Origin of the sequence: Candidatus Competibacter denitrificans Run_A_D11, assembly GCF_001051235.1 — a bacterium.
GTDB classification, from domain to species: domain Bacteria; phylum Pseudomonadota; class Gammaproteobacteria; order Competibacterales; family Competibacteraceae; genus Competibacter_A; species Competibacter_A denitrificans.
Genome location: NZ_CBTJ020000021.1, coordinates 24,962 through 45,467 on the forward strand (window position 1 = coordinate 24,962; position 20,506 = coordinate 45,467).

General features: G+C 57.7%; 21 protein-coding genes, 1 tRNA gene and 1 pseudogene. 11 read left to right on the forward strand and 12 right to left on the reverse strand.

All coding sequences use genetic code 11. The features are described 5' to 3' along the window. Positions 1-17: 17 nt before the first annotated feature. The 4 genes and pseudogenes from BN873_RS03820 to BN873_RS19285 all read right to left on the reverse strand — a co-directional run. Positions 18-872, reverse strand: a complete 855-nt coding sequence (locus BN873_RS03820; protein ID WP_048670809.1) for an SDR family oxidoreductase — start codon at positions 870-872, stop codon at positions 18-20. Between the two features lie 8 nt (positions 873-880). Then, positions 881-1,936, reverse strand: a complete 1,056-nt coding sequence (gene uxuA / locus BN873_RS03825; protein WP_048670811.1) for a mannonate dehydratase — start codon at positions 1,934-1,936, stop codon at positions 881-883. A gap of 24 nt (positions 1,937-1,960) precedes the next feature. Then, the gene (locus tag BN873_RS03830) at positions 1,961-2,929 is read right to left on the reverse strand and encodes a sugar kinase (RefSeq protein WP_048670813.1); all 969 of its coding nucleotides are present in this window, start codon (positions 2,927-2,929) and stop codon (positions 1,961-1,963) included. A 39-nt stretch (positions 2,930-2,968) separates the two neighbouring features. Continuing rightward, positions 2,969-3,076 (reverse strand): annotated as a pseudogene (locus BN873_RS19285) (TerC family protein); the annotation flags it as partial. Between the two features lie 211 nt (positions 3,077-3,287). Between BN873_RS19285 and cax the strand changes: the two are divergent. Then, positions 3,288-4,388, forward strand: coding sequence for a calcium/proton exchanger (gene cax / locus BN873_RS03835; protein WP_048670815.1), 1,101 nt, complete (start codon positions 3,288-3,290; stop codon positions 4,386-4,388). Positions 4,389-4,658: 270 nt separating this feature from the next. Then, complete coding sequence (locus tag BN873_RS03840; protein ID WP_048670818.1) at positions 4,659-5,519, forward strand: DUF2189 domain-containing protein; 861 nt, start codon at positions 4,659-4,661, stop codon at positions 5,517-5,519. Positions 5,520-5,607: 88 nt separating this feature from the next. On the opposite strand, the gene BN873_RS03845 is transcribed toward BN873_RS03840, so the two are convergent. Both BN873_RS03845 and BN873_RS03850 read right to left on the reverse strand, forming a co-directional pair. Further along, entirely contained in the window at positions 5,608-7,047 is a 1,440-nt protein-coding gene (locus tag BN873_RS03845; protein WP_048670819.1) for a glutamate-cysteine ligase family protein, read from the reverse strand. 36 nt (positions 7,048-7,083) lie between these two features. After that, positions 7,084-8,328 carry a class I SAM-dependent methyltransferase gene (locus BN873_RS03850; RefSeq protein ID WP_048670852.1) on the reverse strand — a complete coding sequence of 415 codons (1,245 nt, stop codon included), beginning with the start codon at positions 8,326-8,328 and terminating at the stop codon, positions 7,084-7,086. A 168-nt stretch (positions 8,329-8,496) separates the two neighbouring features. On the opposite strand from BN873_RS03850, the gene BN873_RS03855 reads away from it, so the two are divergent. Continuing rightward, complete coding sequence (locus tag BN873_RS03855; protein ID WP_082161078.1) at positions 8,497-9,189, forward strand: TIGR04211 family SH3 domain-containing protein; 693 nt, start codon at positions 8,497-8,499, stop codon at positions 9,187-9,189. Between the two features lie 27 nt (positions 9,190-9,216). On the opposite strand, the gene folB is transcribed toward BN873_RS03855, so the two are convergent. Continuing rightward, positions 9,217-9,573, reverse strand: coding sequence for a dihydroneopterin aldolase (folB, locus tag BN873_RS03860; protein ID WP_048670822.1), 357 nt, complete (start codon positions 9,571-9,573; stop codon positions 9,217-9,219). A 108-nt stretch (positions 9,574-9,681) separates the two neighbouring features. Here folB and plsY point away from each other — a divergent pair, with 108 nt between their 5' ends. Continuing rightward, a complete protein-coding gene (gene plsY, locus BN873_RS03865; RefSeq protein WP_048670824.1) occupies positions 9,682-10,284 on the forward strand; it encodes a glycerol-3-phosphate 1-O-acyltransferase PlsY in 603 nt (200 codons plus the stop codon). Positions 10,285-10,286: 2 nt separating this feature from the next. Here the strand turns inward: plsY and BN873_RS03870 are convergent, their stop codons facing one another. Next, positions 10,287-10,889, reverse strand: a complete 603-nt coding sequence (locus BN873_RS03870) for an HD domain-containing protein (protein ID WP_171820413.1) — start codon at positions 10,887-10,889, stop codon at positions 10,287-10,289. Between the two features lie 169 nt (positions 10,890-11,058). On the opposite strand from BN873_RS03870, the gene fabA reads away from it, so the two are divergent. From fabA to thiL, 4 genes are all read left to right on the forward strand, one after another. Continuing rightward, positions 11,059-11,574, forward strand: coding sequence for a 3-hydroxyacyl-[acyl-carrier-protein] dehydratase FabA (gene fabA, locus BN873_RS03875; RefSeq protein WP_048670828.1), 516 nt, complete (start codon positions 11,059-11,061; stop codon positions 11,572-11,574). An 11-nt stretch (positions 11,575-11,585) separates the two neighbouring features. Next, positions 11,586-12,803, forward strand: coding sequence for a beta-ketoacyl-ACP synthase I (gene fabB / locus BN873_RS03880; protein ID WP_048670830.1), 1,218 nt, complete (start codon positions 11,586-11,588; stop codon positions 12,801-12,803). Positions 12,804-12,870: 67 nt separating this feature from the next. Next, positions 12,871-13,257 carry a hypothetical protein gene (locus tag BN873_RS03885; RefSeq protein ID WP_048670832.1) on the forward strand — a complete coding sequence of 129 codons (387 nt, stop codon included), beginning with the start codon at positions 12,871-12,873 and terminating at the stop codon, positions 13,255-13,257. A gap of 49 nt (positions 13,258-13,306) precedes the next feature. Then, complete coding sequence (gene thiL, locus BN873_RS03890; RefSeq protein ID WP_048670835.1) at positions 13,307-14,278, forward strand: thiamine-phosphate kinase; 972 nt, start codon at positions 13,307-13,309, stop codon at positions 14,276-14,278. Positions 14,279-14,306: 28 nt separating this feature from the next. On the opposite strand, the gene pgeF is transcribed toward thiL, so the two are convergent. After that, a complete protein-coding gene (gene pgeF / locus BN873_RS03895) occupies positions 14,307-15,053 on the reverse strand; it encodes a peptidoglycan editing factor PgeF (protein ID WP_048670837.1) in 747 nt (248 codons plus the stop codon). Further along, the gene (rluD, locus tag BN873_RS03900) at positions 15,050-16,003 is read right to left on the reverse strand and encodes a 23S rRNA pseudouridine(1911/1915/1917) synthase RluD (protein ID WP_048670854.1); all 954 of its coding nucleotides are present in this window, start codon (positions 16,001-16,003) and stop codon (positions 15,050-15,052) included. The genes pgeF and rluD overlap by 4 nt, the downstream gene beginning before the upstream one ends. 84 nt (positions 16,004-16,087) lie before the next feature. Here rluD and BN873_RS03905 point away from each other — a divergent pair, with 84 nt between their 5' ends. The 3 genes from BN873_RS03905 (at position 16,088) to BN873_RS03915 (ending at position 17,716) form a co-directional block, all read left to right on the forward strand. Beyond that, positions 16,088-16,879: an outer membrane protein assembly factor BamD gene (locus BN873_RS03905; RefSeq protein WP_048670840.1), complete on the forward strand. Its 792-nt coding sequence runs from the start codon at positions 16,088-16,090 to the stop codon at positions 16,877-16,879. A 103-nt stretch (positions 16,880-16,982) separates the two neighbouring features. After that, complete coding sequence (locus tag BN873_RS03910; protein ID WP_048670842.1) at positions 16,983-17,504, forward strand: nitroreductase family protein; 522 nt, start codon at positions 16,983-16,985, stop codon at positions 17,502-17,504. A gap of 124 nt (positions 17,505-17,628) precedes the next feature. Then, positions 17,629-17,716 (forward strand) — tRNA-Leu (locus BN873_RS03915). Positions 17,717-18,145: 429 nt separating this feature from the next. Here BN873_RS03915 and BN873_RS03920 read toward each other — a convergent pair. Both BN873_RS03920 and BN873_RS20785 read right to left on the reverse strand, forming a co-directional pair. Beyond that, a complete protein-coding gene (locus BN873_RS03920) occupies positions 18,146-19,312 on the reverse strand; it encodes a tetratricopeptide repeat protein (protein ID WP_048670844.1) in 1,167 nt (388 codons plus the stop codon). Positions 19,313-19,319: 7 nt separating this feature from the next. Continuing rightward, the gene (locus BN873_RS20785; RefSeq protein WP_242434367.1) at positions 19,320-20,417 is read right to left on the reverse strand and encodes an ATP-binding protein; all 1,098 of its coding nucleotides are present in this window, start codon (positions 20,415-20,417) and stop codon (positions 19,320-19,322) included. Between the last annotated feature and the right edge of the window lie 89 nt (positions 20,418-20,506).

Here is a 20,506-nt window from a genome sequence, read left to right on the forward strand (position 1 = left end):
CCAAACCCCCGAGACACTCAAACGCCCGCATAAGCGGAGAACGCGCCGTCCACCGGCACCACCACGCCGTTGACGAAACCGGAACCTTCCTCGGACGCCAACCACAGCAAGGTGCCGATCAATTCGCGGGATTCGCCGAAGCGGCCCATCGGGGTGTGTTCGACGATCTTTTTGGCCCGCGCGGTGAATTCACCGGTTTTTTCGTCGATCAGCAATTTGTGATTTTGTGCGGTCAGGAAAAAGCCGGGCGCGATAGCGTTGACCCGAATCCCGGCTTTGCAGAAATGCACCGCCAGCCATTGGGTGAAGTTGCTGACCGCCGCCTTGGCCCCGCTGTAGGCGGGGATTTTGGTCAGCGGGCAAAAGGCGTTCATCGACGAGATGTTGATAATCGAACAGCCGGAACGGCCCAACATCTGCTGGATAAACACCTGGGTCGGCAACAGCGTACCCAGGAAATTGAGGTTAAAGACGAATTCCACCCCCTTGGGGTCGAGGTCGAAAAAAGTGGTCAAGGATTTATCGTCCAAATCGCCGTCTTCGTACCATTCCTTGGTGGTGGTGCCCTTGGGGTGATTGCCGCCCGCACCGTTCAGCAGCAAATCGCAGGGACCGAGTTCTTTCAGCACCCGCTCCGCCGCCGCTTCCAGCGAGGCCCGCTCCAGCACGTTGGCGCTGACCCCGATAGCGGTTGCGCCCAGCTCACGGATTTGCGCGGCGGTTTTTTCCGCCGCGTCGCCGTTGAGGTCGAGCACCCCGATTTTGGCGCCGTTGGCCGCCAGGGCCGCCGCCAGTTCCGCGCACAGCACGCCGCCACCGCCGGTGACGACCGCCACTTTATTGTTCAGATCGATCTTGAAGGGAAGTTTCATGGGTCTTCTCAGGTGGATTTGGCGGTTTCGGCCTTGGCGATGCCTTCCCAGAGTCCGTTCAGATACACCGCGCCCAGCGCCCGGTCGTAGAGGCCGTAGCCGGGCTTGCCGGTTTCACCCCAAATCATCCGGCCGTGGTCGGGCCGCACATAGCCGTCATAGCCCGCTTGGTAGTAGGCGCGCATGATCTCGGCCATGTCGAGCGAACCGTCTTGCGAGCGGTGGCCGGTTTCGTAGAAATCGCCCGCTTCGTTGACCTTGACGTTGCGTAGATGGGCGAAATGGATGCGGCCCTGACCGGCGAATTCGCGCACCATCGCGGCGATGTCGTTATAAAAATCGCCGCCCAGCGAGCCGGAACACAGGGTCAGGCCGTTAGCGGGGGTATCTTCAATGGCCAGCAGCCGGGCCAGATCGTTGCGGTTCTTGACGATGCGCGGCAGGCCGAAAATAGGGCGGGGCGGGTCGTCCGGGTGAATCGCCATCTTGATGCCGACTTCCCTGGCGACCGGAATCACCCGATGCAGGAAATATTCGAGGTGGCTCCACAGTTTTTCTTCATCGACCTTGCTGTATTCGGCCAGCAGCAACTTCAGCTCTTCCGGTTTGTAGCTGGCGTCCCAACCCGGTAACTGGATGCCTTCCGAGGGATCGATTTTGTTGACGGTCTCCATGTCGAACGCGAGGGTCGTTGAGCCGTCCGGCAGTTCCTTTTCCAGCGTGGTGCGGGTCCAGTCGAACACCGGCATGAAGTTGTAGCAGACCACCTTGATGCCGCATTGCGCCAGGTTGCGCAGCGATTGGCAGTAATTTTCAATTAGTCGGTCGCGGGTCGGCTTGCCGAGCTTGATGTCTTCGTGTACCGGCACGCTTTCAATCACTTCCAGCTTTAAGCCGCGCGATTCGATCTTGGCCTTGAGCGCCTGAATGTTGGCGACCGGCCAGACTTCGCCGACCGGCACGTCATAGACCGCCGAGACGATCTGCTCGACGCCGGGAATCTGGCGAATGTAATCCAGCGACACGGGGTCGGAATCACCGTACCAACGAAACGACATTTTCATGGGGTTCTTCTCCAGTGGACAGGCTCAAACAGGCGCTGAGGGAGTCGGGGCCAGCAGGGCGTTCCGCGTTGGCATGGCATCCAGCGGAATGATGGCGCCGGGATGTTGGATGACGGCTGCCGCGGTGCGGTTGGCGGCGCGGGCAGCGGCGGCGGGTTCCACACCGGTCAAGCGCATCGCCAGATAGCACCCGGCGAAGGAATCACCCGCCGCCGTGGTATCCACCACTTGGGCGACCGGTTCGACCGGCGCCGTGAGGGGTTCGCGGCCCGCGATTCGGACCAGGGTGGGTTGCACGCCGCGCTTGATCACGACTTCGGGAATAGGCAGCGCCAACACGTTAGATAATGCGTCCTCGGCGGAGGTTTCGCCGCGCAGGGCCATTTCATCGTCCAGCGTGATCAACACCACATCGCTCAAGGCGTAGGCGCGGTCGTAGAGCGCGCGGGCTTGGGCGAGATCGGGCCACAAGCGGGGGCGGAAATTGTTGTCGAAAGCGACCTGACCGCCGCTGGCGCGCACTCGCGCCAGCGCGCTCAACAGCCGCTCCCGGCCATCGGGCGGCAAAATCGCCAGACTAATGCCGCTGAGATACAGCATCGACACGCCGCCGATGGCGTCTTCTAAAGGGGTGCTGGAAGCGTCGAAATAGCTGCGGGCGGTGCTGGTGTCGCGCCAGTAAAAGAAATGGCGCTCGCCGCTCGCATCGACCTGGATGGCGTAGAGGCCCGGCAGGTGGTTATCGAGCCGCCGCACCAGCGAGGTGTCGATGCCTTCCGCCCGCCACGCCGTGAGCATGTAATCGCTGAATACGTCGATGCCGAGCGCGGTGGCGTAAGAAATCCTCAGGTTTTGGTCGGCGCAGAGCCGGGTCAGATAGATGGCGGTGTTTAGGGTGTCGCCGCCAAAACCCTGTCGCATCGCGCCGAACACCTGACCGCGCAATTCGATCATGCACTCCCCAAACAGCACGATGCGGCGCGGTGAAGTCATGGCGGGTTCTCCGGGTTGATTTTTTTGTTTTTAGTTGGACTGCTGGTGCGCTGGCAGACGGTTGGACATGATCGAGATGAACACCAGATTGTCGATGCCCAGCACGATTTCCAGCGCGGTGAGAGTCAGCAGACTCAAAAATTTCAATTAAATCCATGTCTCAATCATCCGGTTCATTGGCGTCGCTGGCGGATGGCTTTTAGTCGGCGTCACGAGGTGGAAATGAAGCCGCGACCCAGTGTTCATACTATAGAATAGTGTGCCAAAAAATGTAAACGGCGTTTCAAAAATTTCTTTTGCGGCTAAACTACACTGGATTACTGTTAACCCTCAACGCTTCAATGAATGAGTGTTACCCATGAAAAAAAGAATCAAGCTGAGAAAGTTCGAATTCGATCTCACGCCGCTGTCGGCCATGCTGGCTTTTGTCCCCCTCTGCATCCTGCTGGAAATGTCCCATGCCGATCCGGTCTGGATCTTCATCACCGCCGGGCTGGCTATCATCCCCCTGGCCGGGTTGATGGGTACGGCGACCGAGCATTTGGCGGAGCATCTGGGGGCGGGGATTGGCGGCTTGCTGAACGCCACCTTCGGTAATGCGGCGGAACTGATCATCGGTTTTATCGCGTTGCAGGCGGGGCTGATCGATGTGGTGAAAGCCTCAATTACCGGCTCGATCATCGGCAATATCTTGCTGGTGCTGGGCGCGAGTATTTTGGCCGGTGGTTTGAAATACGAGACCCAATATTTCAACCGCACCGCCGCCTCGCTCGGCGTCACGCTGCTGGCGCTCAGCACCATCAGCTTGATCATTCCGGCGCTGTTTCACATGGTGATCTCCGGCCATCCGGCAGCCCATGAAAGAGAGCTGAGCCTGGAAATCTCCATCGTGCTGTTCATCTGCTACATCCTGAGCTTGATCTTCAGCCTGCGCACCCACAAACATCTCTATGTCGGCGACGAAACCGACGACAGCGATGAGGCCATCGGCACCGAAACCTGGACCCAGAAGAAAGCACTCATCGTGCTGATTGCCGCCACGGTGGTGGTGGCGATCATGAGCGAATTTCTGGTGGGGGCCGTCGAGCATACCGCGCGCGTCCTGGGCATGACCGAAGTCTTCATCGGCGTGATTCTGGTGGCGATTGTGGGTAATGCCGCCGAGCACAGCACCGCCGTGTTGATGGCGATGAAAAATCACATGGATCTGGCGATGAACATCGGCATCGGCTCCAGCATCCAAATCGCCTTATTCGTCGCCCCCGTGCTGGTGTTTGCCGGATACGTCATCGGCCAACCGATGGATTTGGTGTTCACCACCTTCGAGGTGGTGGCCATCGCCTTGGCCACCTGGATTTTGGTGCTGATCGCCTCGGATGGCGAATCGAACTGGATGGAAGGCGCGCAGTTGCTGGCGGTGTATGTGATTCTGGCGCTGGCGTTCTACTTCTTGCCGTGATGCGGCAAACCTCATCGCTTGACAAAACTGTATCTTGACATCCTAACCACGGCAGGCCGCACCGTTTCGGTGGATTTGGGATGCCCGTCTTCCGCTTGATCAGGAGCAGTGATCGGATACCGAATGTAGCGCTGCGCCAGCCCATTACCTTCGTGCGCTGGACCGTTCTAAAGCCGAATCTATCCGGTAGCAGCGGAATGCTACGCGAATGCTGTGTGTGGGGTCCTTCCACGCTAAACTACCGACTGATTCCCCGACAGGGCGGTGGCTATGCAAGGTTTTGGGCCTCGGGCGTTGACTCCGGGCGATGGTTGGGATTGGTTGGTGCAGGCGTGGCAATTAATGTGGCGGCGGCCGTTGTTGTTTGTGGCCGTGGCGCTGTTCGCCCCCACGGGTAGCGCATTGCTGCTGGCGCTACCGATCTGGGAATGGTGGTTGCCGACCGGGAGCGGGTGGTTGCTGCTGGTCGTCACGCTCTTTTGCTATGGATTGCCGCTCAGCCTAACTGTCACCTTAGCTTGCGCTTTGGCCCGCGCTGCCAATCGCAAACGGGCACCGGCTTTTAAGCAGCTATTTAACCGAACCGCTGCTAAGGCACTGGCGAGGACGAGCTTATTCCTGTTCCTGCTCCTGTTGCAGGGGTATTTATTGGCCTACTGGATGCAAAGTCAGCTCATATCACCCGACATCACCGGCGGTTCCCGGTCGCTGTCTGGAAGCTTTGGCGTAGCCGACACGATCTTGGGTACGCAATTAAGCGTGTTGGGTAGCGTCTTGCTGGTTTTGCAGATGCTTCTGGCGGTTTTCGTCATTCCGCTGCAATTGTTTCGGGAATTGCCTTTGTCGGTGTGCTGGCGGTCTAGCGCTCTGGCGATGCAACTCAATCCGTGGCTGCTACCGATGTTTGGCTTGGTCGGCTTGGTGTTGCTGATATTGCCATTCTTCCAGCCTTTCTCGATCCCGGCTCAGGTGCTGGCACTGCCGTTGCCGGCGTATTTGGGCGTGCTACTTTACGTGGCTTGGAACGATCTCTTTCAGGGTGGCGCTGAGGAAGAAAGGTTAGAAATTGACGATCAATATCAAGCGACTGTTCCTGGCGGGTCGGTATCGCGCCAGTCCGGGGTCCGCTAAGGCGTGCGGGAAGTCGGGTAACCCAGCGACTTGCAGCCAGTTTGTTGAGGCGCGGCGAGAAGGGTGATGCAGCCGACTCGACCGACAGTCAACATTCCCATTCGTGGACCGGCTGCCCGCCGTGTTGCCGCTCTAGATACGCCAAGGTGAGAGCGTTCAGGTCAGAGCCGTGAGAGATGAGAAACCGCCGCTGCCAGTCTGCCCCGGTACGACCGGTGTTCACCCGTGCTGCGATGATGTCGAGAGAGTGCCGCACGTCTGACCGGTCGATGTCCAGAGCCAGCAATCCCTGCTCGGCCAAGGGTAAGAGTTCTTCCAGCAGCAATTGGCGTAACGGTACGCGCCGACCCTGTAGCCAAACCACCTCGGCCCGTAGCCCATCACGCGCCGCCGCGTAGAAGTTGGCTCGGCATTGCCCAAAGTCCAGCGTAAGTGCGATAGGCGGCTGTGTGCGTACCAGGCCATGGGCGAGGCCGTAATAGAAGGCTGCATTGGCAATGGTATCGGGGATGCTGGGACCGGCGGGCATAACGCGATGTTCGATGCGTAAGTGAGGCGTTCCGTCCACCTCAAAGCCGAGCAGAGGCCGGTTCCAGCGCCAAATCGTACCGTTATGTAGTCGTAGGTGAGGCAATTGATCCGCCGCCCGCTCACCACTGGGGTCGGCCGCCAATAACGGCGGATAATGCGCCAGGTTTTCAGCGAATAACTCTAGCAGTGACTGGCGCACATAACCGCTGCCAAAGCCGACCCGCCGGTGACTGAGGTCGTCGGAGCTTGCGCCACCGGCTAAATCAACCCCTTGTTCAAAGACTGGAATCCGCGTTTCGTCCCACAATCGTTTGCCGAACAGCAGCGGCGAGTTGGCCGAAACCGCGACCATGGGCGCCGACACCGCCAAAGCGGCATTAAAAAAATCGGCTGCATCGCGCATCGCAACCTGCAAGTGGGTCTGAAACGATGTGGTAGCAGCTTCGAGCATGACGTCGGATTGGGTCAGGTGCAGGGTTTCTTCGCCGTAGATCGCTAACTGCATCGGCCGACCGCGCCGCCGTGTGAGAATTTGCTCGTTGATGGCCCGATAACGTTGCTGGCCTGACATATGTTCCAGGGTCAGGTGTTCGGCGCGCAGCGTGGGCGGGATTCCAATCAACATCACCCTGCTATCGAGTTCGGCAGCGACAAGCCGACAGCGTTGCCAAAGCGCTTCGAGATTAGTGTGCATCTGCCGAAGCACCGGCCCGTGCAGAGGCAACGGGGGCGTGTTTAATTCGATGTTGAAGACGCTCAATTCCGGTACTACCAGCGGATCGGCTAGCCGTTCCAGAAAAGCCTCATTGATCGGTGCCGGATTGCCATGCCGATCCACCAGCCACGCCTCAATCTCGAATCCGCCAATTCCACTACGCGCAACGAAGCGTTCTGTGCGAAACCACTCGGTTAACTGAGCGGTTTCCGCACGCAGGTACGTCTGAAAGCGTTGGAAATCCTGCTGGGTAAACTGCGAGCGGGATATTTCCTGACCCATGGTCTCTGTCTCCGAGCCGCCTGACGGTTCTCGAAACTATAGCCGGTCGCGTTGGTCACGAAAGGAAAAACCGCATAACGGTCCATCAATGTCGCGCGTTAGGGCGATGGCTTTGAAGCGCTCGCCCATTTCGCCGGGCAGCGTCAGGAGTTTGACTTGGCGGACCTGCTCCAGGTAGCGCACGGTATCGGTGGCGTCCATCTGGGCCAATTCTTCCATGAGTCCACAGCCAAACAGGAAATAGTTCTGGCTGGTATAACCTGCCAGTGCTAGCCCAGCGGCCCGACCGGCTGCGGCGACAGCGGTGAAATCGACGCTGGCGGTGATGTCCTGCAAGCCCGGTAGAATCAGGGGATTACCATGCACGCGGTGGCGATAGTGGCACAGCAGGGTGCCGTCGGTGCGTTCGGGATGGTAATACTCGCGCCGCGAATAACCGTAATCGATCAGCAGCAAGGCACCTGCTGTGAGAGACTCGGCAACGGTGCTCAGCCAATTTCCCAGTTGAGGGACGTACTCGGAAACGTAACCTTCCGGCAAGCCCCAGCCGATCTGTGCTTCGATTTGGGCGACGGTTTCCGTCAAGGCAGGGTCCGGTGCTCCTTCGGCCCAGCCCAAGTTCCCTTGCGCAGTTTCTGGAAAAGTCTCTGGCAGCGCCTCTGGGAGATCGTCACCGTGCCAGATCACCTCCATGCGGCGAGGTCCGGCGCCCGTCATGCGAAAACGCTCGACCGGTAGCGCATCCAGCACTTCGTTGCCGAGGATGACGCCGCGCCAGCCAGAGTCCGGCAGCGTGTCCAGCCAGATGATCTGCCCCAGCAAATGGGGTATACGCTGGCTGAGGGTTTGGTGCTGGCGTTCGCGTAATTCACCGCTTAATTCCAGGATAGCGTAGCGCTCTGGGAGGCTATTAAGCCGTTCCAATTCCAGAAGAAGATCACAAGCCATCGTACCGGTGCCAGCTCCCAGCTCCAAAATCGCCCCACCACCAGTTTGGACCAGGATCTGTTGACACTGCCGAGCGAGGCAATGGGAAAACAGCGGAGAGAGTTCCGGGGCGGTGATGAAATCCCCGTCCGGGCCGAATTTGCGGGCACCAGCGCGATAATAGCCAAGCCCCGGTGCATAGAGGGCTAAGTCCATGAAGCGAAGAAAGGGAATCGATCCTCCGGCGGCAATCATTTCGGCATGAATATGCTGAAGGAGACGATGGCTATGCGCCGCCGCAATGGGGTCGGGCGCGGGTAAAACGCTGAGGTGATCGGTCGGTGTCGGTTTCATCAACGAGCAGGCTGCATTTGCCAAAAGATCGAACCGCACAAGAGGCGGCTCACCGAAATTTTCTTATCGCCGTGTAGTATCGATGGATATAAACGGCGGCCATAAACAGGTAAAATTATCTAAATTTATAGCAATCCTTGTCGTTTCCCCAGCTTATAGCAGTTTCCCATGAAAACCTTTGTGCTTTCTTCCTTATCAATGGTTTTGCTGCTTATGATCGCTCTGCCGGTGCGGGCGCAGCCCCCGGCGCGGACCAATGCCTATGTGAGCGATACCGTGGATATGCCGCTGCGTGCAGGCGCGTCCGACCGTTACAAGATCGTCGGTACGGTTCGCAACGGTTCGGCGGTCGGCGTGTTGCAAGTGGATGCGACCAGGGGTTTTACGCAAATTCGCGCCCCATCCGGTGCCAGGGGATGGATTCGTAGCGATCTGCTGACCGATACCCCAAGTAGCAAGGAACAGCTCGTGGGCGTCCGCCAAGAACTGGCGCAATTGCAGTCACGCCACAGCGATCTTAAACAGCATATGGATGAGGCAGCCAGCACCCCCGCCGGTGAAGCGCTCAGCTATCCTGAACTGTACGAGGAAACCCTGCGGCTCCGCCAGCAATTAGCCCAATATCGGAAGGTTGCAACCGAGACGGTGGCGATTGACGACCACAACAAGGCTTTGCAGGAACGAACTGTGACCTTAGAGCGCGAGTTGCAGATCACTCAACAGGAGAATCGAGCGCTGCGAAACGATAACGGCAATATCCGGTTACTGATGGGAGCGATTCTCTTGGGCGCTGGCTTGTTGGTGGCTACGCTGATGCCGCGCATCCGAGAACAGCGTCGTGCGCAGTGGAGCCGGTTGTAAATCTGTGCGGTTGGTGGGCGCCAGCAGCTAAAGGGGTTTGCCGCGCTCAATAAGGATACCGACTTCGCGCGCGTCGGGTATCGCGCCCGGCTTGCGCAAGCATAAACGCAGCCAGCACACGCCAAACTCTCGCAGTACCAGTTCGGCGATCCGTTCCCCTAGCGTTTCCACTAATTGATAATTCCACTGAGCGGCGCATTCTGTAATTCGCTGCGCTACCTTTGCATAATCGAGCGTATGATCGAGTTGGTCGCTGCTGGCTGCCGGGCCGATATCGGTGCCTAAGTCCAAGTCAATCAGCAAGGTTCGCGGCGCCTCACGCTCCCAGGCGTAAACGCCGATGATGGTTTGGATGCGCAGTTCACGAATAAAAATGATGTCCATACAGAATGCCCGATAATAATTTGTTTGAGTCTAAAGCGTCCGCGCGAAGCGTGCCTTCTCAGGCCCCAGCGCTCTCGCTGAGGCGACCAATCCGCGAGTGACCTATTTATGTTCGGAACCGTTGTTTTCGTGGTACTCGGCTATTTGGCGGGTTCCATTTCGACCGCCATCCTGGTGTGCCGAGCGATGGGCCTACCCGATCCGCGCAGCGAAGGTTCACGTAATCCCGGCGCGACGAATGTACTGCGCTTTGGCGGTAAAAAGGCAGCCGCCATCACGTTGGCGGGTGATCTTCTGAAAGGATTACTGCCGGTCTTATTGGCGCGGCTGGCAGGTATCGACGCGACCGGTCTGGCTTTGACCGCACTGGCGGCGTTTGTCGGGCATTTATATCCGGTGTTTTTCGGTTTTGTCGGCGGTAAGGGTGTGGCGACTGCGTTTGGTGCCATTCTGGGATTGTCGTGGCCGGTCGCGCTCGTGGCGCTGACAGCGTGGTTATTCATGGCTTTCGTGGTCCGTATTTCCTCGCTATCGGCTTTGACCGCCGCCGCGCTGACGCCCTTGCTCGGTTGGTGGTTTGATTTGCCGGGGATGTACTTGGTCGCCATTGCCATCATGGTTGGGTTGTTGATCTGGCGGCACCGCTCCAATATCCGTAACCTGCTGGCTGGCGCCGAGGACAAGATCGGTACTGATCGGCCAGAGCATTGAGGCTACGGAGCTTTTTCAGCACTTATCGGGTCTTGTTGCCGAAATTCCGTCAGTGCCCGTTCGAAGTATTGGTACAGCCGTGCGGGCACGCGCCCGCGAAAAAGCAGGTCCAGCCTCTCGAACTTGGCGCATTGCGAGGCAAAACCCCGCTTGGTGAAACTGCTCACCTCGTAGCCTTTGACCAGCAGTCGGTTCATATCCATCAGGTTGGAGGTCTTATCGGCGCACGATAAAGCCAGAATCGCCGGGTCGTTGATCGCGCTCAATCGCTCCCAATACGCCTGCTGCCGGGCCTCCCAACTCTGGCCTTTAGCCAATTCTGAGACTGCCGCGACCCGTTGCGCGACTCGACAGTTACCGATGGCTTGTGCGAGGGAGGTTTCATCGTAGCCGCAGTCTTCGATGATATCGTGCAAGAAGGCGGCGGCGATCAACTCGTTATCGTCGATAGCGCTCTGCGCCAGCAGCCAGGCCACCTCGGTCAGATGCAGAAAATAAGCGGGACGATCCTCGCCGGGTGGCGCCTTGCGGTACTGGTTTTGCTTGCGATGGGCGTATTCCGCCAGGCGCATGGCATTTAGCACAAGAAAATCATGGCTCTTCAAGTCGCTCTCCACAGACATTGCTTATCATAGAGCACAATTGGGGTAGCGCTGTAAAAGAACTGTCGGCCCAACCGTTTATCGAACCAAAAAATCCTTATAATTCGCCCTTTAGGTTGAACTCTATTGAGTAATTCGAATCACAGCATTTTCATTGTGGATATTTCTGATCGTGAATAAACAATCCAGCTATACTCGTGAAGATTTGCTCGCGTGCGCCCGGGGCGAACTCTTCGGGCCAGGCAACGCCCAATTACCTTTGCCGAACATGTTGATGGTGGATCGAATCGTCCACATCGGTTCCGAAGGTGGCGAGTACGGTAAGGGCGAGATCGTCGCGGAACTGGATATCAATCCTAATCTCTGGTTTTTCGGTTGTCATTTTATCGGCGACCCGGTGATGCCGGGTTGCTTGGGATTAGATGCCATGTGGCAGCTAGTCGGGTTTTTCTTGGGCTGGATGGGTGGCCAGGGGCGCGGTAGGGCGCTCGGTTGTGGTGAGGTTAAGTTCACTGGCCAGGTACGGCCTGAAGCTCACAAACTGACCTACCACATTCATATGAAGCGGGTCATTCTGCGCAAACTGGTTATGGGTATCGCTGACGCGAATTTAGAGGTCGATGGCCGGACGATTTATACCGGCAAAGATCTGCGCGTTGGTTTGTTTACCTCAACCGACGGTTTTTGAGGATACCAAAAATGAGACGGGTGGTAGTGACCGGTATCGGTATTGTCTCCAGCATCGGTAACGACCGCTGGGAGGTGTTGGAGTCACTGCGGCAGGGTCGCAGTGGTTTGGAGTTCGCTGAAGACTATAAAGAAATGGGGATGCGCTCCCATGTGCGGGGGCCAATCCGTGTTGATCTGGCGGCACAAATCGACCGCAAGATCTTGCGGTTTATGGGCGATGCGGCGGCGTTCAATTACATCGCCATGCGCGAAGCCATTGCCGACGCCCAATTGTCCGAGGATCTGGTATCCAATCCACGCAGTGGATTGGTGACGGGTACCGGCGGCGGTAGCCCGCAAAATATGGTCGAAGCGGCTGATTTATTACGTAACAAGGGCTTAAAGCGGGTGGGGCCGTACATGGTGCCGCGAACCATGAGCAGCACGACCACAGCCTGTTTGGCGACCCCGTTCAAAATCAAGGGCGTTAATTACAGCCTGGGTTCCGCTTGTGCCACCGGCGCTCATTGCATTGGCCACGGCGCCGAGTTGATTCAATGGAACAAGCAGGACATCGTGTTCGCCGGTGGTGGCGAGGAGGTCCATTGGAGTCTGAGCCATCTGTTCGATGCTATGGGCGCGTTATCCACCAAATACAATGCTACGCCGCAAACAGCATCGCGCACATATGATGCCAACCGTGATGGGTTTGTCATCTCCGGCGGTGGCGGCGTGGTGGTGTTGGAAGAACTCGAACACGCGCAGCGGCGCGGCGCCCGGATTTACGCGGAACTGGTCGGGTATGGCGCCACCTCAGACGGTTACGACATGGTACAGCCCTCCGGTGAAGGTGCATTGCGTTGCATGAAGCAGGCGCTGACTGGGATTGCAGAGCCGCTGGGGTACATCAATACCCATGGCACCAGCACGCCGGTCGGCGATGTTCGCGAACTGGAAGCCTTGCGCGAAATGTTTGGCGAGCGGGTTCCACCGATCAGTTCCACCAAACCCCTGACCGGTCATGCGCTGGGCGCAGCGGGCGTCCACGAGGCGATCTACTCGCTGCTGATGATGGAAAATCGGTTCATCGCCGCCTCGGCTAATATTGAAACCCTTGATCCAGCAGCGGAAGGTTTTCCTATTGTCCGGCAACGGATCGACAATGCGGATCTTAAACTGGTGATGTCCAACAGCTTCGGTTTTGGCGGCACCAATGCGACCCTGGTTTTTCGGCGCTTGGACGGCTAAAACATCCTCGATTGTCTCAGGCCGCCTGTAGCCAGGCGGCCTTCTTATTTGTTGTGGAGGAGAAGCGATGGCTAGTTTTCCCCTGCTCGCGATTGTCGTTTTTTTATATTCCGCTTTTGCGCTCACCGCACCGGGCTGGCTGGAGGCCGTGCAGTTCAGTTTGCCGCTGTTATCGGGCAATGGATTGCCGTTTCGGGGAGGTGATGTTCTGTTGGTGCTGGGTTTGGTTTTGCTGTGTGTCGAGGTCTATCGCGCGACCAGCAGTTCCAAAGGTGCGGTGCTTAACCACGTCCTGTCCTTAGTCGTCTTCATCATTGCTCTGATCGAGCTGCTGGTGATGCGCCAGATGGCTAACATGACCTTTTTCCTGATCATGTTGATGACGGCGAGCGATGTCATCGCTGGCTTCACAGTCACGATCTCCTCGTCACGGCGCGATTGGCAACGGGAATGAGCAGGGTTGATCAAGAATCACTCAAATTGTTTCGAGTCATGATGCACTGATGCCACTTTCAGAGTTTACCCTGATCGACCGCTATCTTGCGGCTCAGAGCTTGACCCGCTCGGATGTCGCGCTCGGCATCGGCGATGATGGCGCCTTGTTGGTGCCGCCGCTGGACCAACACTTAGTGGTGACATTGGACACGTTGGTAGCGGATGTGCATTTCTTTGCCGCGACTGACCCAGAAAGGCTTGGCCACAAAGCGTTGGCGGTCAATTTGAGCGATCTGGCGGCGATGGGCGCGCTTCCCGCTTGGGCAACGCTGGCGCTGACTCTTCCCCAAATCGACGAAGTTTGGCTGGAGCGGTTTTGTCGGGGTTTGTTTGATCTGGCCCGACGTTACAACGTGCAACTGGTCGGTGGCGACACGACTCATGGGCCGACCACCGTCATCAGCCTTCAGGCCCATGGTTTCGTACCGCCGAACCAGGCTCTGCGCCGCGATGGCGCACGACCGGGTGATGGCATTTATGTCACGGGTACACCGGGTGATGCCGGTTTGGCATTAGCGGCCGCCTACGGTCAAGTCGCTGTTGCCGCTGAAGATCGTGACTCTGTTCAGGCGCGGCTGGAACGGCCGGAACCGCGGATCGCCCAAGGTTTGGCATTGCGTGGCATCGCCAGTGCGGCCGTCGATATCTCTGATGGCCTAGCGCAGGATCTCGGCCATATCCTGGAGCGCAGCCGGGTCGGCGCTCGGCTGGATGTCGGGCAATTACCACTGTCACCGGCACTTTCCAGAACACTCGACTGCGAAGCGGCCTGGCTCATGGCCCTGACCAGTGGTGATGATTATGAATTGTGTTTTACCGTGCCGCCGCAACAGAGCGCCGCGTTGGCAACGCTAGCCGCCGCCTGGGATTGTGGTTGTACCCGCATTGGGGTGATTACCGAAGCACCGGGCTTACGGTTAAGCCGCGCGGATGGTGCTGATTTTCAACTGGAACGAGCGGGGTATGACCACTTTCGTTAGTCCGTTGGTCTCTCTGGAGCCGGTCGTTTCACGCCAACCAGATTAAGCTTGCCATCCGTCCGGTGCGGCTTTCCCTGCGGTACGAAAAGAATCGTGCCGAATCGCCAAACGTACAGAAATCCCCTCCGTAAATGGCGGTCACGCCTAACCCGGTTAACTGTCGCCGTGCCAATCCATAGAGATCAGCCAGCCAGCGACCGGCCGGAGACGGTTGAAAGCAGCCGGTGTAATCAGCGTCCAGCAGCAAAAAGGCTTCCCTCACTTCCGCACCCACTTCGAAAGCGCTAGGACCGATGGCAGGCCCTAGCCAAGTCAGTAATTGGCTAGGGGGTACCTTGAGATGCTTAACCGTTGCGGCAATCACGCCGTTGGCCAGTCCACGCCAACCGGCATGAGCGGCAGCGACCACCGTCCCCGCTTGATCGCATAGCAGCACCGGCAGGCAATCGGCGGTCATCACCACACAAGGGTAGCCCGGTTGACGGGTCCAGGCAGCATCGGCGGCAACTGGTTCGTATACTGTCTCAGCGGCCACGACCCGGTTGCCGTGAACCTGCTGCAACCAGGCCGGTTCACGAGGATAACCGGCTAACATCGCTAACCGTCGCCGGTTTTCGGTGACGTCAGCCAGCGCATCAGCGACATGATCGGCTAGATTGAGACTGGTGAAGGGAGGTTCGCTGATCCCACCTTGACGAGTGGTGCTAAGCGCCCGTACCCGTGCCGGCGCTGGCCATTCGGGAACCAGGAGATGTTCTTGACGCAGTGGGTTCATACCTTGGCATCCTCTTCGAGTGCTGCCACTAATTCCAGCAAGTCGGCCGGCATTTCTGCCTGCCACGTTAATCGCACGCCGCTGACAGGATGGCTCAGGGCCAGCCGTTCGGCGTGTAGGGCCTGCCGCCGAAAATTCTGAATTACCTCAAGCACATGAGGAGAGGCGCTCGGAGGCAAGCGGGGGCGTCCTCCGTAGAGAGGGTCACCAACCAGGGGTAAGCGAATATGCGCCATATGAACCCGAATTTGATGGGTGCGGCCGGTTTCCAGCTTGACGTGCAACAGGGTATGGGTACGGAAACGGCGCATGATCCGATAATGGGTAACGGCAGGTCTGCCGCCTGGGACAACCGCCATGCGTTGCCGCTCGACCGGATGGCGGCCAATAGGGGCATCCACGGTGCCACCCGCTACCGGCAAGCCATTCACCACCGCCAGATAGTCACGTTCAATGTGCCGCGCCTGTAATTGCGCCACCAAAGCGCTGTGCGCTTGTAAACTGCGGGCGACGACCAGCAAGCCGGTTGTCTCCTTATCCAGCCGATGGACCAGCCCAGCGCGCGGCAAGTTCGCCAGTTCTGGGTAATGGTGGAGGAGGGCATTGACCAACGTGCCATCCCAATTCCCGGCAGCCGGATGGGCGACCAGCCCGGCCGGTTTGTTGAGAACCAGCAGATCGGCATCCTGATAGCGGATATCCAGCGGGATATCTTGCGGGAGCGCGAAGGTCTCCGCTTCTGCAATCAACTCTCCGCTGATGGTTTCCCCACCAAAAACCGGATCACGAGGCCGCCAGATTCGACCGTCCACCCGTAATTGGCCCGTTTTCAGCCACCGTTGTAAGCGGCTGCGCGAATGGGTCGGCAGCAAGGCGGCCAAGGCTTGGTCGAGTCGCATTCCGGCATAGTCGGCCGGTACCTGGCAGGCGATTTGTTCAGATGCAGACATGATGGTATTTGCTGGCGCGAAGGTTATACTGGGCATCAAATCGTTCATTTTACTCCCGACAATCGCCGTTCCATGCCGTCATCCATGCACCGTCTATTGAAACTATTCCTCGCCGTTCCTCTTGTGGCCGTGCTGCTTGCGGGGTGCTCGCTGCTCCCTGAAAAAATCGACGAAACCAGAGGTTGGTCGGCCCAGCGCCTCTACAGCGAAGCCAAGGAGTCGATGAATGGGGGCAACTACAAAACTGCCCTCGAATATTTGGACAAGCTCCAGGCGCGCTATCCGTTCGGTCGTCTAGCTCAACAGGCCCAACTGGATACGATTTACATCCAGTATAAAGACAACGAGCCAGATGCTGCTCTTGCTGCCGCCGACCGCTTCATTAAGGCCAATCCACGCCATCCGTATGTGGATTATGCTTATTACATGAAAGCGTTGGTAAATTTTAATCGCAATAACACCTTGCTTGAGCAAATCGCGCCTAGTGATCGCGATAAAACCGATACCACAACTGCGCGGCAATCCTATAGCGACTTTGCTGAATTAACGCGCAAATTTCCTAACAGCAAATATGCGCAGGATGCGCGTCAGCGGATGCTGTACTTGCACAACAATTTGGCCGCTTATGAGGTCAACGTCGCCGGCTACTATTTACGGCGTGGCGCTTATGTCGCGGCGGTCAATCGGGCTAAATATGTCCTAGAAACTTATGCGCGGACACCTGCCTCAGCCGATGCGCTCAGTATCATGACCCAAGCCTACGTCAAGATGCATATGCCGCAATTGGCTGCTGACAGTTTGCGGGTGCTGGAGCGCAATTATCCGCAATCCCCGGAACTGCCCAAGCTGAATGCGTTGGTCAAGGGATCTGGTTGAAAGGCATGGCTGCAAGCTGCTGAGTGCCTTTTGTCCAGGATGGCAAGGTGGTTTTAAGCACATGGCGTTAAAATGATTGCTCCAGCATCGAGAGGACTCCGTGATGTGGGATTTTTTCGAAACGGTTCGCCATCGTCACTCGATTCGTAAATATCAGCCGGACATGCCGGTTGAAGCGGAAAAGCTTTACGCCATCCTAGAAATGGCGTGTGCGGCGCCCTCGGCCGGTGATTTGCAAGCGTATCGGATCATCGTGGTGCGCGATCTGGCCGAGCGGACGGCCTTGGCTGAGGCGTGCGATGACCAGGTTTTTATCGCTGAAGCCCCGGTATGCTTGGTGTTTTGCGCGGACCCCACGCGCTCGGCGCAGGTATTTGGTGAACGCGGTGCTAATCTCTATGCCCTGCAAGATACCACTATCGCGGCGGCCTATGCCCAACTTGCCATCGTTGCCGCCGGTATGGGATCTACCTGGATTGGGTATTTCGATGAGGGTCGAGTCCGGGCGGCGCTGAAACTGGAGTCGGGCTTGGTCCCCTTGGCCCTGTTGAGTCTGGGCTATCCAGCAGAACTGCCTGCACCCAGTTCGCGCCGCCGCTTGGACGAGGTGGTGAGTTGGCGATAGAGCCGAAGATGACAATTGGCAGGTTATTGCTTTATCCTAAGCCCGCTATCAGGTGCCGCAACCGATAGCGATAAGGATTAGTGCCCACGCATTGATCGGTCTAGTTTTGGTTGTGGCAGGTTTCGCTGGTGTGGTGGAATGGTATACACACAGGACTTAAAATCCTGCGCCGTTAGCCCGGCTTGTGGGTTCGAGTCCCACCACCAGCACCATAAATCAATTGGTTAGCTCAAGCACTCAGTTGTTGCATTACGATAAAAAACGGCCGTTTTTGGCCGTTTTTTGTGCCCGAGTGTCCATACTACCGATGACCACACCGCCCGCTGGCCCCACATAGCCCGATGCAGGCGTAATGATCGAATGGCTCTTTTCGTTTGGCGCGGATGGGTTTTGAGAGGAATTACCCCAATCCGGGCCGAAATTGGGCCGAACCCGGATGAAGATGGGGCGAAATAGCAATTTTCACGCCGACCCATAAAAGTTTTTATAATCAGCGTAATAGCTGAGGCATCGCCATCGGACGCTCGGCTTTCTGCACCCACTTGGTGCTATGATTTAAGATATCGCCTCATAAACGCGCATAGCGATGACCACCGAGCGCGCCACCAGCGAAGCGCGCCTTTAACCCGAGAACCATCTTGTTACTCTTCCGCATGCCGGATTATTTCAGCGATTTGTTGCGCTTCCGGCAGTTTCAACGCCTGGGCGGCTTGTAAAGCCAAGCGCAGCAACGCCAACGCCTTTTCCCGATCTCCCGCCGAGTTGCGCGCCAGATAATTGATCCCGATGTTGGCGCGACAGATAAGCGCATCCCGCGCTGCTTGCAGCCGCTCGTAGACCGGCAGTTGTTCCTCCTGGCGGATGCGCAGCGCTTCGTCCAGTTGGCCGCGCGCCTGATAAACATCGGCGATTTTCCCCAGCGTCACCGCCCGCGCGCGCACGTCCCCCAGCCGCTCGTAGACCGGCAGTTGTTCCTCCTGGCGGATGCGCAGCGCTTCGTCCAGTTGGCCGCGCGCCTGATAAACATCGGCGATTTTCCCCAGCGTCACCGCCCGCGCGCGTACGTCCCCCAGCCGCTCGTAGACCGGCAGTTGTTCCTCCTGGCGGATGCGCAGCGCTTCGTCCAGTTGGCCAATGCTGGCCAGCAAATCCGCTAACTCATCCAACAACAAGCCCAGAATTTCATCGTCCGGCGGGGGTTTGGCGGCGACGGATTCGCGCAAGATGGCAATGCGGTAACTGCGCTCGGCCAAGGTGCGCGGATCGACAAGATTCATTTGAGGCTGCGGTATTTCGCGGGGGCCGACGGGCGTGGTGGTAAAGGCATAAACACCACCGCGCCACGCCCAAAGATCGGGAGCCAAGTCAATAACCTGGGTCACGCTTTCGGCGCTCAACCAAACGATCAATCGCACCGGTATGCCAAAAGCGATGGCCTCGCGGCGGATGTTGAAATCCTGCCAACGATCTTTATCGAACCAGCCGTCTACGCCGGTTAAATGAATCGCCGCATGGTTGCTAGCCAAGCGACGCAGCTCGGTTTCAAGCGCGGCAAAATCGGCCACGTTGTGAGTGCTTAGATCGATCTGAGCTACCGGCTGGCCAAGATCGGCGAACACATGATCAAGCTGTTCCATCAACATGTTGCGATAGCTGGCTTCGGTGAATTCGGCAAACAGCAGTTGAAAATGGCTACCGTATCGCAGCCTTTTGATCAAGCGCTGAAAATCGGCGACATGTTCGGGCCGCAGCGCACTGGCCACCCAATGGCGCGCGTAGTCGAAATCAAACGGCCCATTCCTCGCCACGGGGTCGCTAGCTCCCCGCGGCTGGCGACGGCAAGAGCGAGCGGGCGCGCTGATAGCCATCCAGCGTGCGCACCACCGGATGACTGCGCCGCCACGACGCATCGTTGTATTCGAGCAACGCCAAGTTGTAGAGCAATCGGCGAGTGCGCTCGTCATTGCCGGCATGGATTGCGTCGCTGTCGATCCGAGCCAGCAGCGCGTAATCCTCCGGCTCTAGGAAACGACGATATTCCGAGGCCAGTTGCTTGATCGCCGCTTCAATATCCGCCGCCGTGAGCCTGTCACCCTCAGCGAACTCGCAACTGAGCTTGAGTAAAATCAGCAGTTCGCGGGGATGGCCGCCGGAATGCTCGACAAGGCGGTCGATATCCGCATCGCTGGCGAAGATGGAGCGATCAGCCCGCCGTAACAAAATGGCGCGCATGGCAACCCAGCCCGCCTCACAGCGCGCGCTATGCTTTTCATAGAGCTTGATCATGGGCAACACCAGGTCGTCGTCCAGTTTGCCGGCAAGATGGCTTTCATATTTGAGATTGATGGGTGCGGTGTAAACCGCCAGCACCGTAATCGCCAGCAATTGCTCTACGTCGTAAATGAAGAACCGGCGGGTGTCCTCACCGCGCAGCTTGTCGGTGCCGTCGATGAGAAACAAAAGGCGCCGCGCCTTGTTGGCATCGGTCAGCGCTGTTTCAGCGGCTCTCAGCAATTCGTTAAATGCATCGGCCAAATCGCTGAAGGTGTTGCGGATCACCTGCCGCAGCGATTCCTTGTAGGTGTGATTGTTCTTGAACGCGGTGGTGAAGCGGCCCAGCAATTCCAGCAGGTAAGGTATGCCGCTGTTCGCCGTGACGCTGGTTTCGATGCCAAGCGTGAGTTCACTGGTTTTTTCCTGATTGACCACCTTTTCAGCGAACCAGTTTTCCAACTTGCTCAACGCTGCGGCGGGCAGGGTTATCTTTTGACCGGACACTCGTTCGAGCAGTGCGCGAGCCATTGCCATGAGCACATCGGCATACTGCAAATTGTGGCGGTCGAGCAGCACATTAATATCCACCTCGACAGTGAAAAACCGTCCCGGTCCACTCAGCTCGCTGACATATAGCAAGATTGAATAATTCTGATTATTCTATAGGGATGGCCTATTCACTTGATTTTCGACTTCATGTACTGGCGATCCGGCAGCGGGATCAGCTA

Excerpts from the sequence above, each read along its gene's own strand:
- BN873_RS03910 (WP_048670842.1), top strand. The coding sequence starts at position 16,983 with ATGTGGGATTTTTTCGAAACGGTTCGCCATCGTCACTCGATTCGTAAA.
- uxuA (WP_048670811.1), bottom strand. The coding sequence starts at position 1,936 with ATGAAAATGTCGTTTCGTTGGTACGGTGATTCCGACCCCGTGTCGCTG.
- thiL (WP_048670835.1), top strand. The coding sequence starts at position 13,307 with ATGCCACTTTCAGAGTTTACCCTGATCGACCGCTATCTTGCGGCTCAG.
- pgeF (WP_048670837.1), bottom strand. The coding sequence starts at position 15,053 with ATGAACCCACTGCGTCAAGAACATCTCCTGGTTCCCGAATGGCCAGCG.
- BN873_RS03905 (WP_048670840.1), top strand. The coding sequence starts at position 16,088 with ATGCACCGTCTATTGAAACTATTCCTCGCCGTTCCTCTTGTGGCCGTG.
- BN873_RS03845 (WP_048670819.1), bottom strand. The coding sequence starts at position 7,047 with ATGGGTCAGGAAATATCCCGCTCGCAGTTTACCCAGCAGGATTTCCAA.
- fabB (WP_048670830.1), top strand. The coding sequence starts at position 11,586 with ATGAGACGGGTGGTAGTGACCGGTATCGGTATTGTCTCCAGCATCGGT.
- rluD (WP_048670854.1), bottom strand. The coding sequence starts at position 16,003 with ATGTCTGCATCTGAACAAATCGCCTGCCAGGTACCGGCCGACTATGCC.
- BN873_RS03885 (WP_048670832.1), top strand. The coding sequence starts at position 12,871 with ATGGCTAGTTTTCCCCTGCTCGCGATTGTCGTTTTTTTATATTCCGCT.
- BN873_RS03840 (WP_048670818.1), top strand. The coding sequence starts at position 4,659 with ATGCAAGGTTTTGGGCCTCGGGCGTTGACTCCGGGCGATGGTTGGGAT.
- BN873_RS03820 (WP_048670809.1), bottom strand. The coding sequence starts at position 872 with ATGAAACTTCCCTTCAAGATCGATCTGAACAATAAAGTGGCGGTCGTC.
- BN873_RS03850 (WP_048670852.1), bottom strand. The coding sequence starts at position 8,328 with ATGAAACCGACACCGACCGATCACCTCAGCGTTTTACCCGCGCCCGAC.
- BN873_RS03830 (WP_048670813.1), bottom strand. The coding sequence starts at position 2,929 with ATGACTTCACCGCGCCGCATCGTGCTGTTTGGGGAGTGCATGATCGAA.
- cax (WP_048670815.1), top strand. The coding sequence starts at position 3,288 with ATGAAAAAAAGAATCAAGCTGAGAAAGTTCGAATTCGATCTCACGCCG.
- folB (WP_048670822.1), bottom strand. The coding sequence starts at position 9,573 with ATGGACATCATTTTTATTCGTGAACTGCGCATCCAAACCATCATCGGC.
- BN873_RS03855 (WP_082161078.1), top strand. The coding sequence starts at position 8,497 with ATGAAAACCTTTGTGCTTTCTTCCTTATCAATGGTTTTGCTGCTTATG.
- plsY (WP_048670824.1), top strand. The coding sequence starts at position 9,682 with ATGTTCGGAACCGTTGTTTTCGTGGTACTCGGCTATTTGGCGGGTTCC.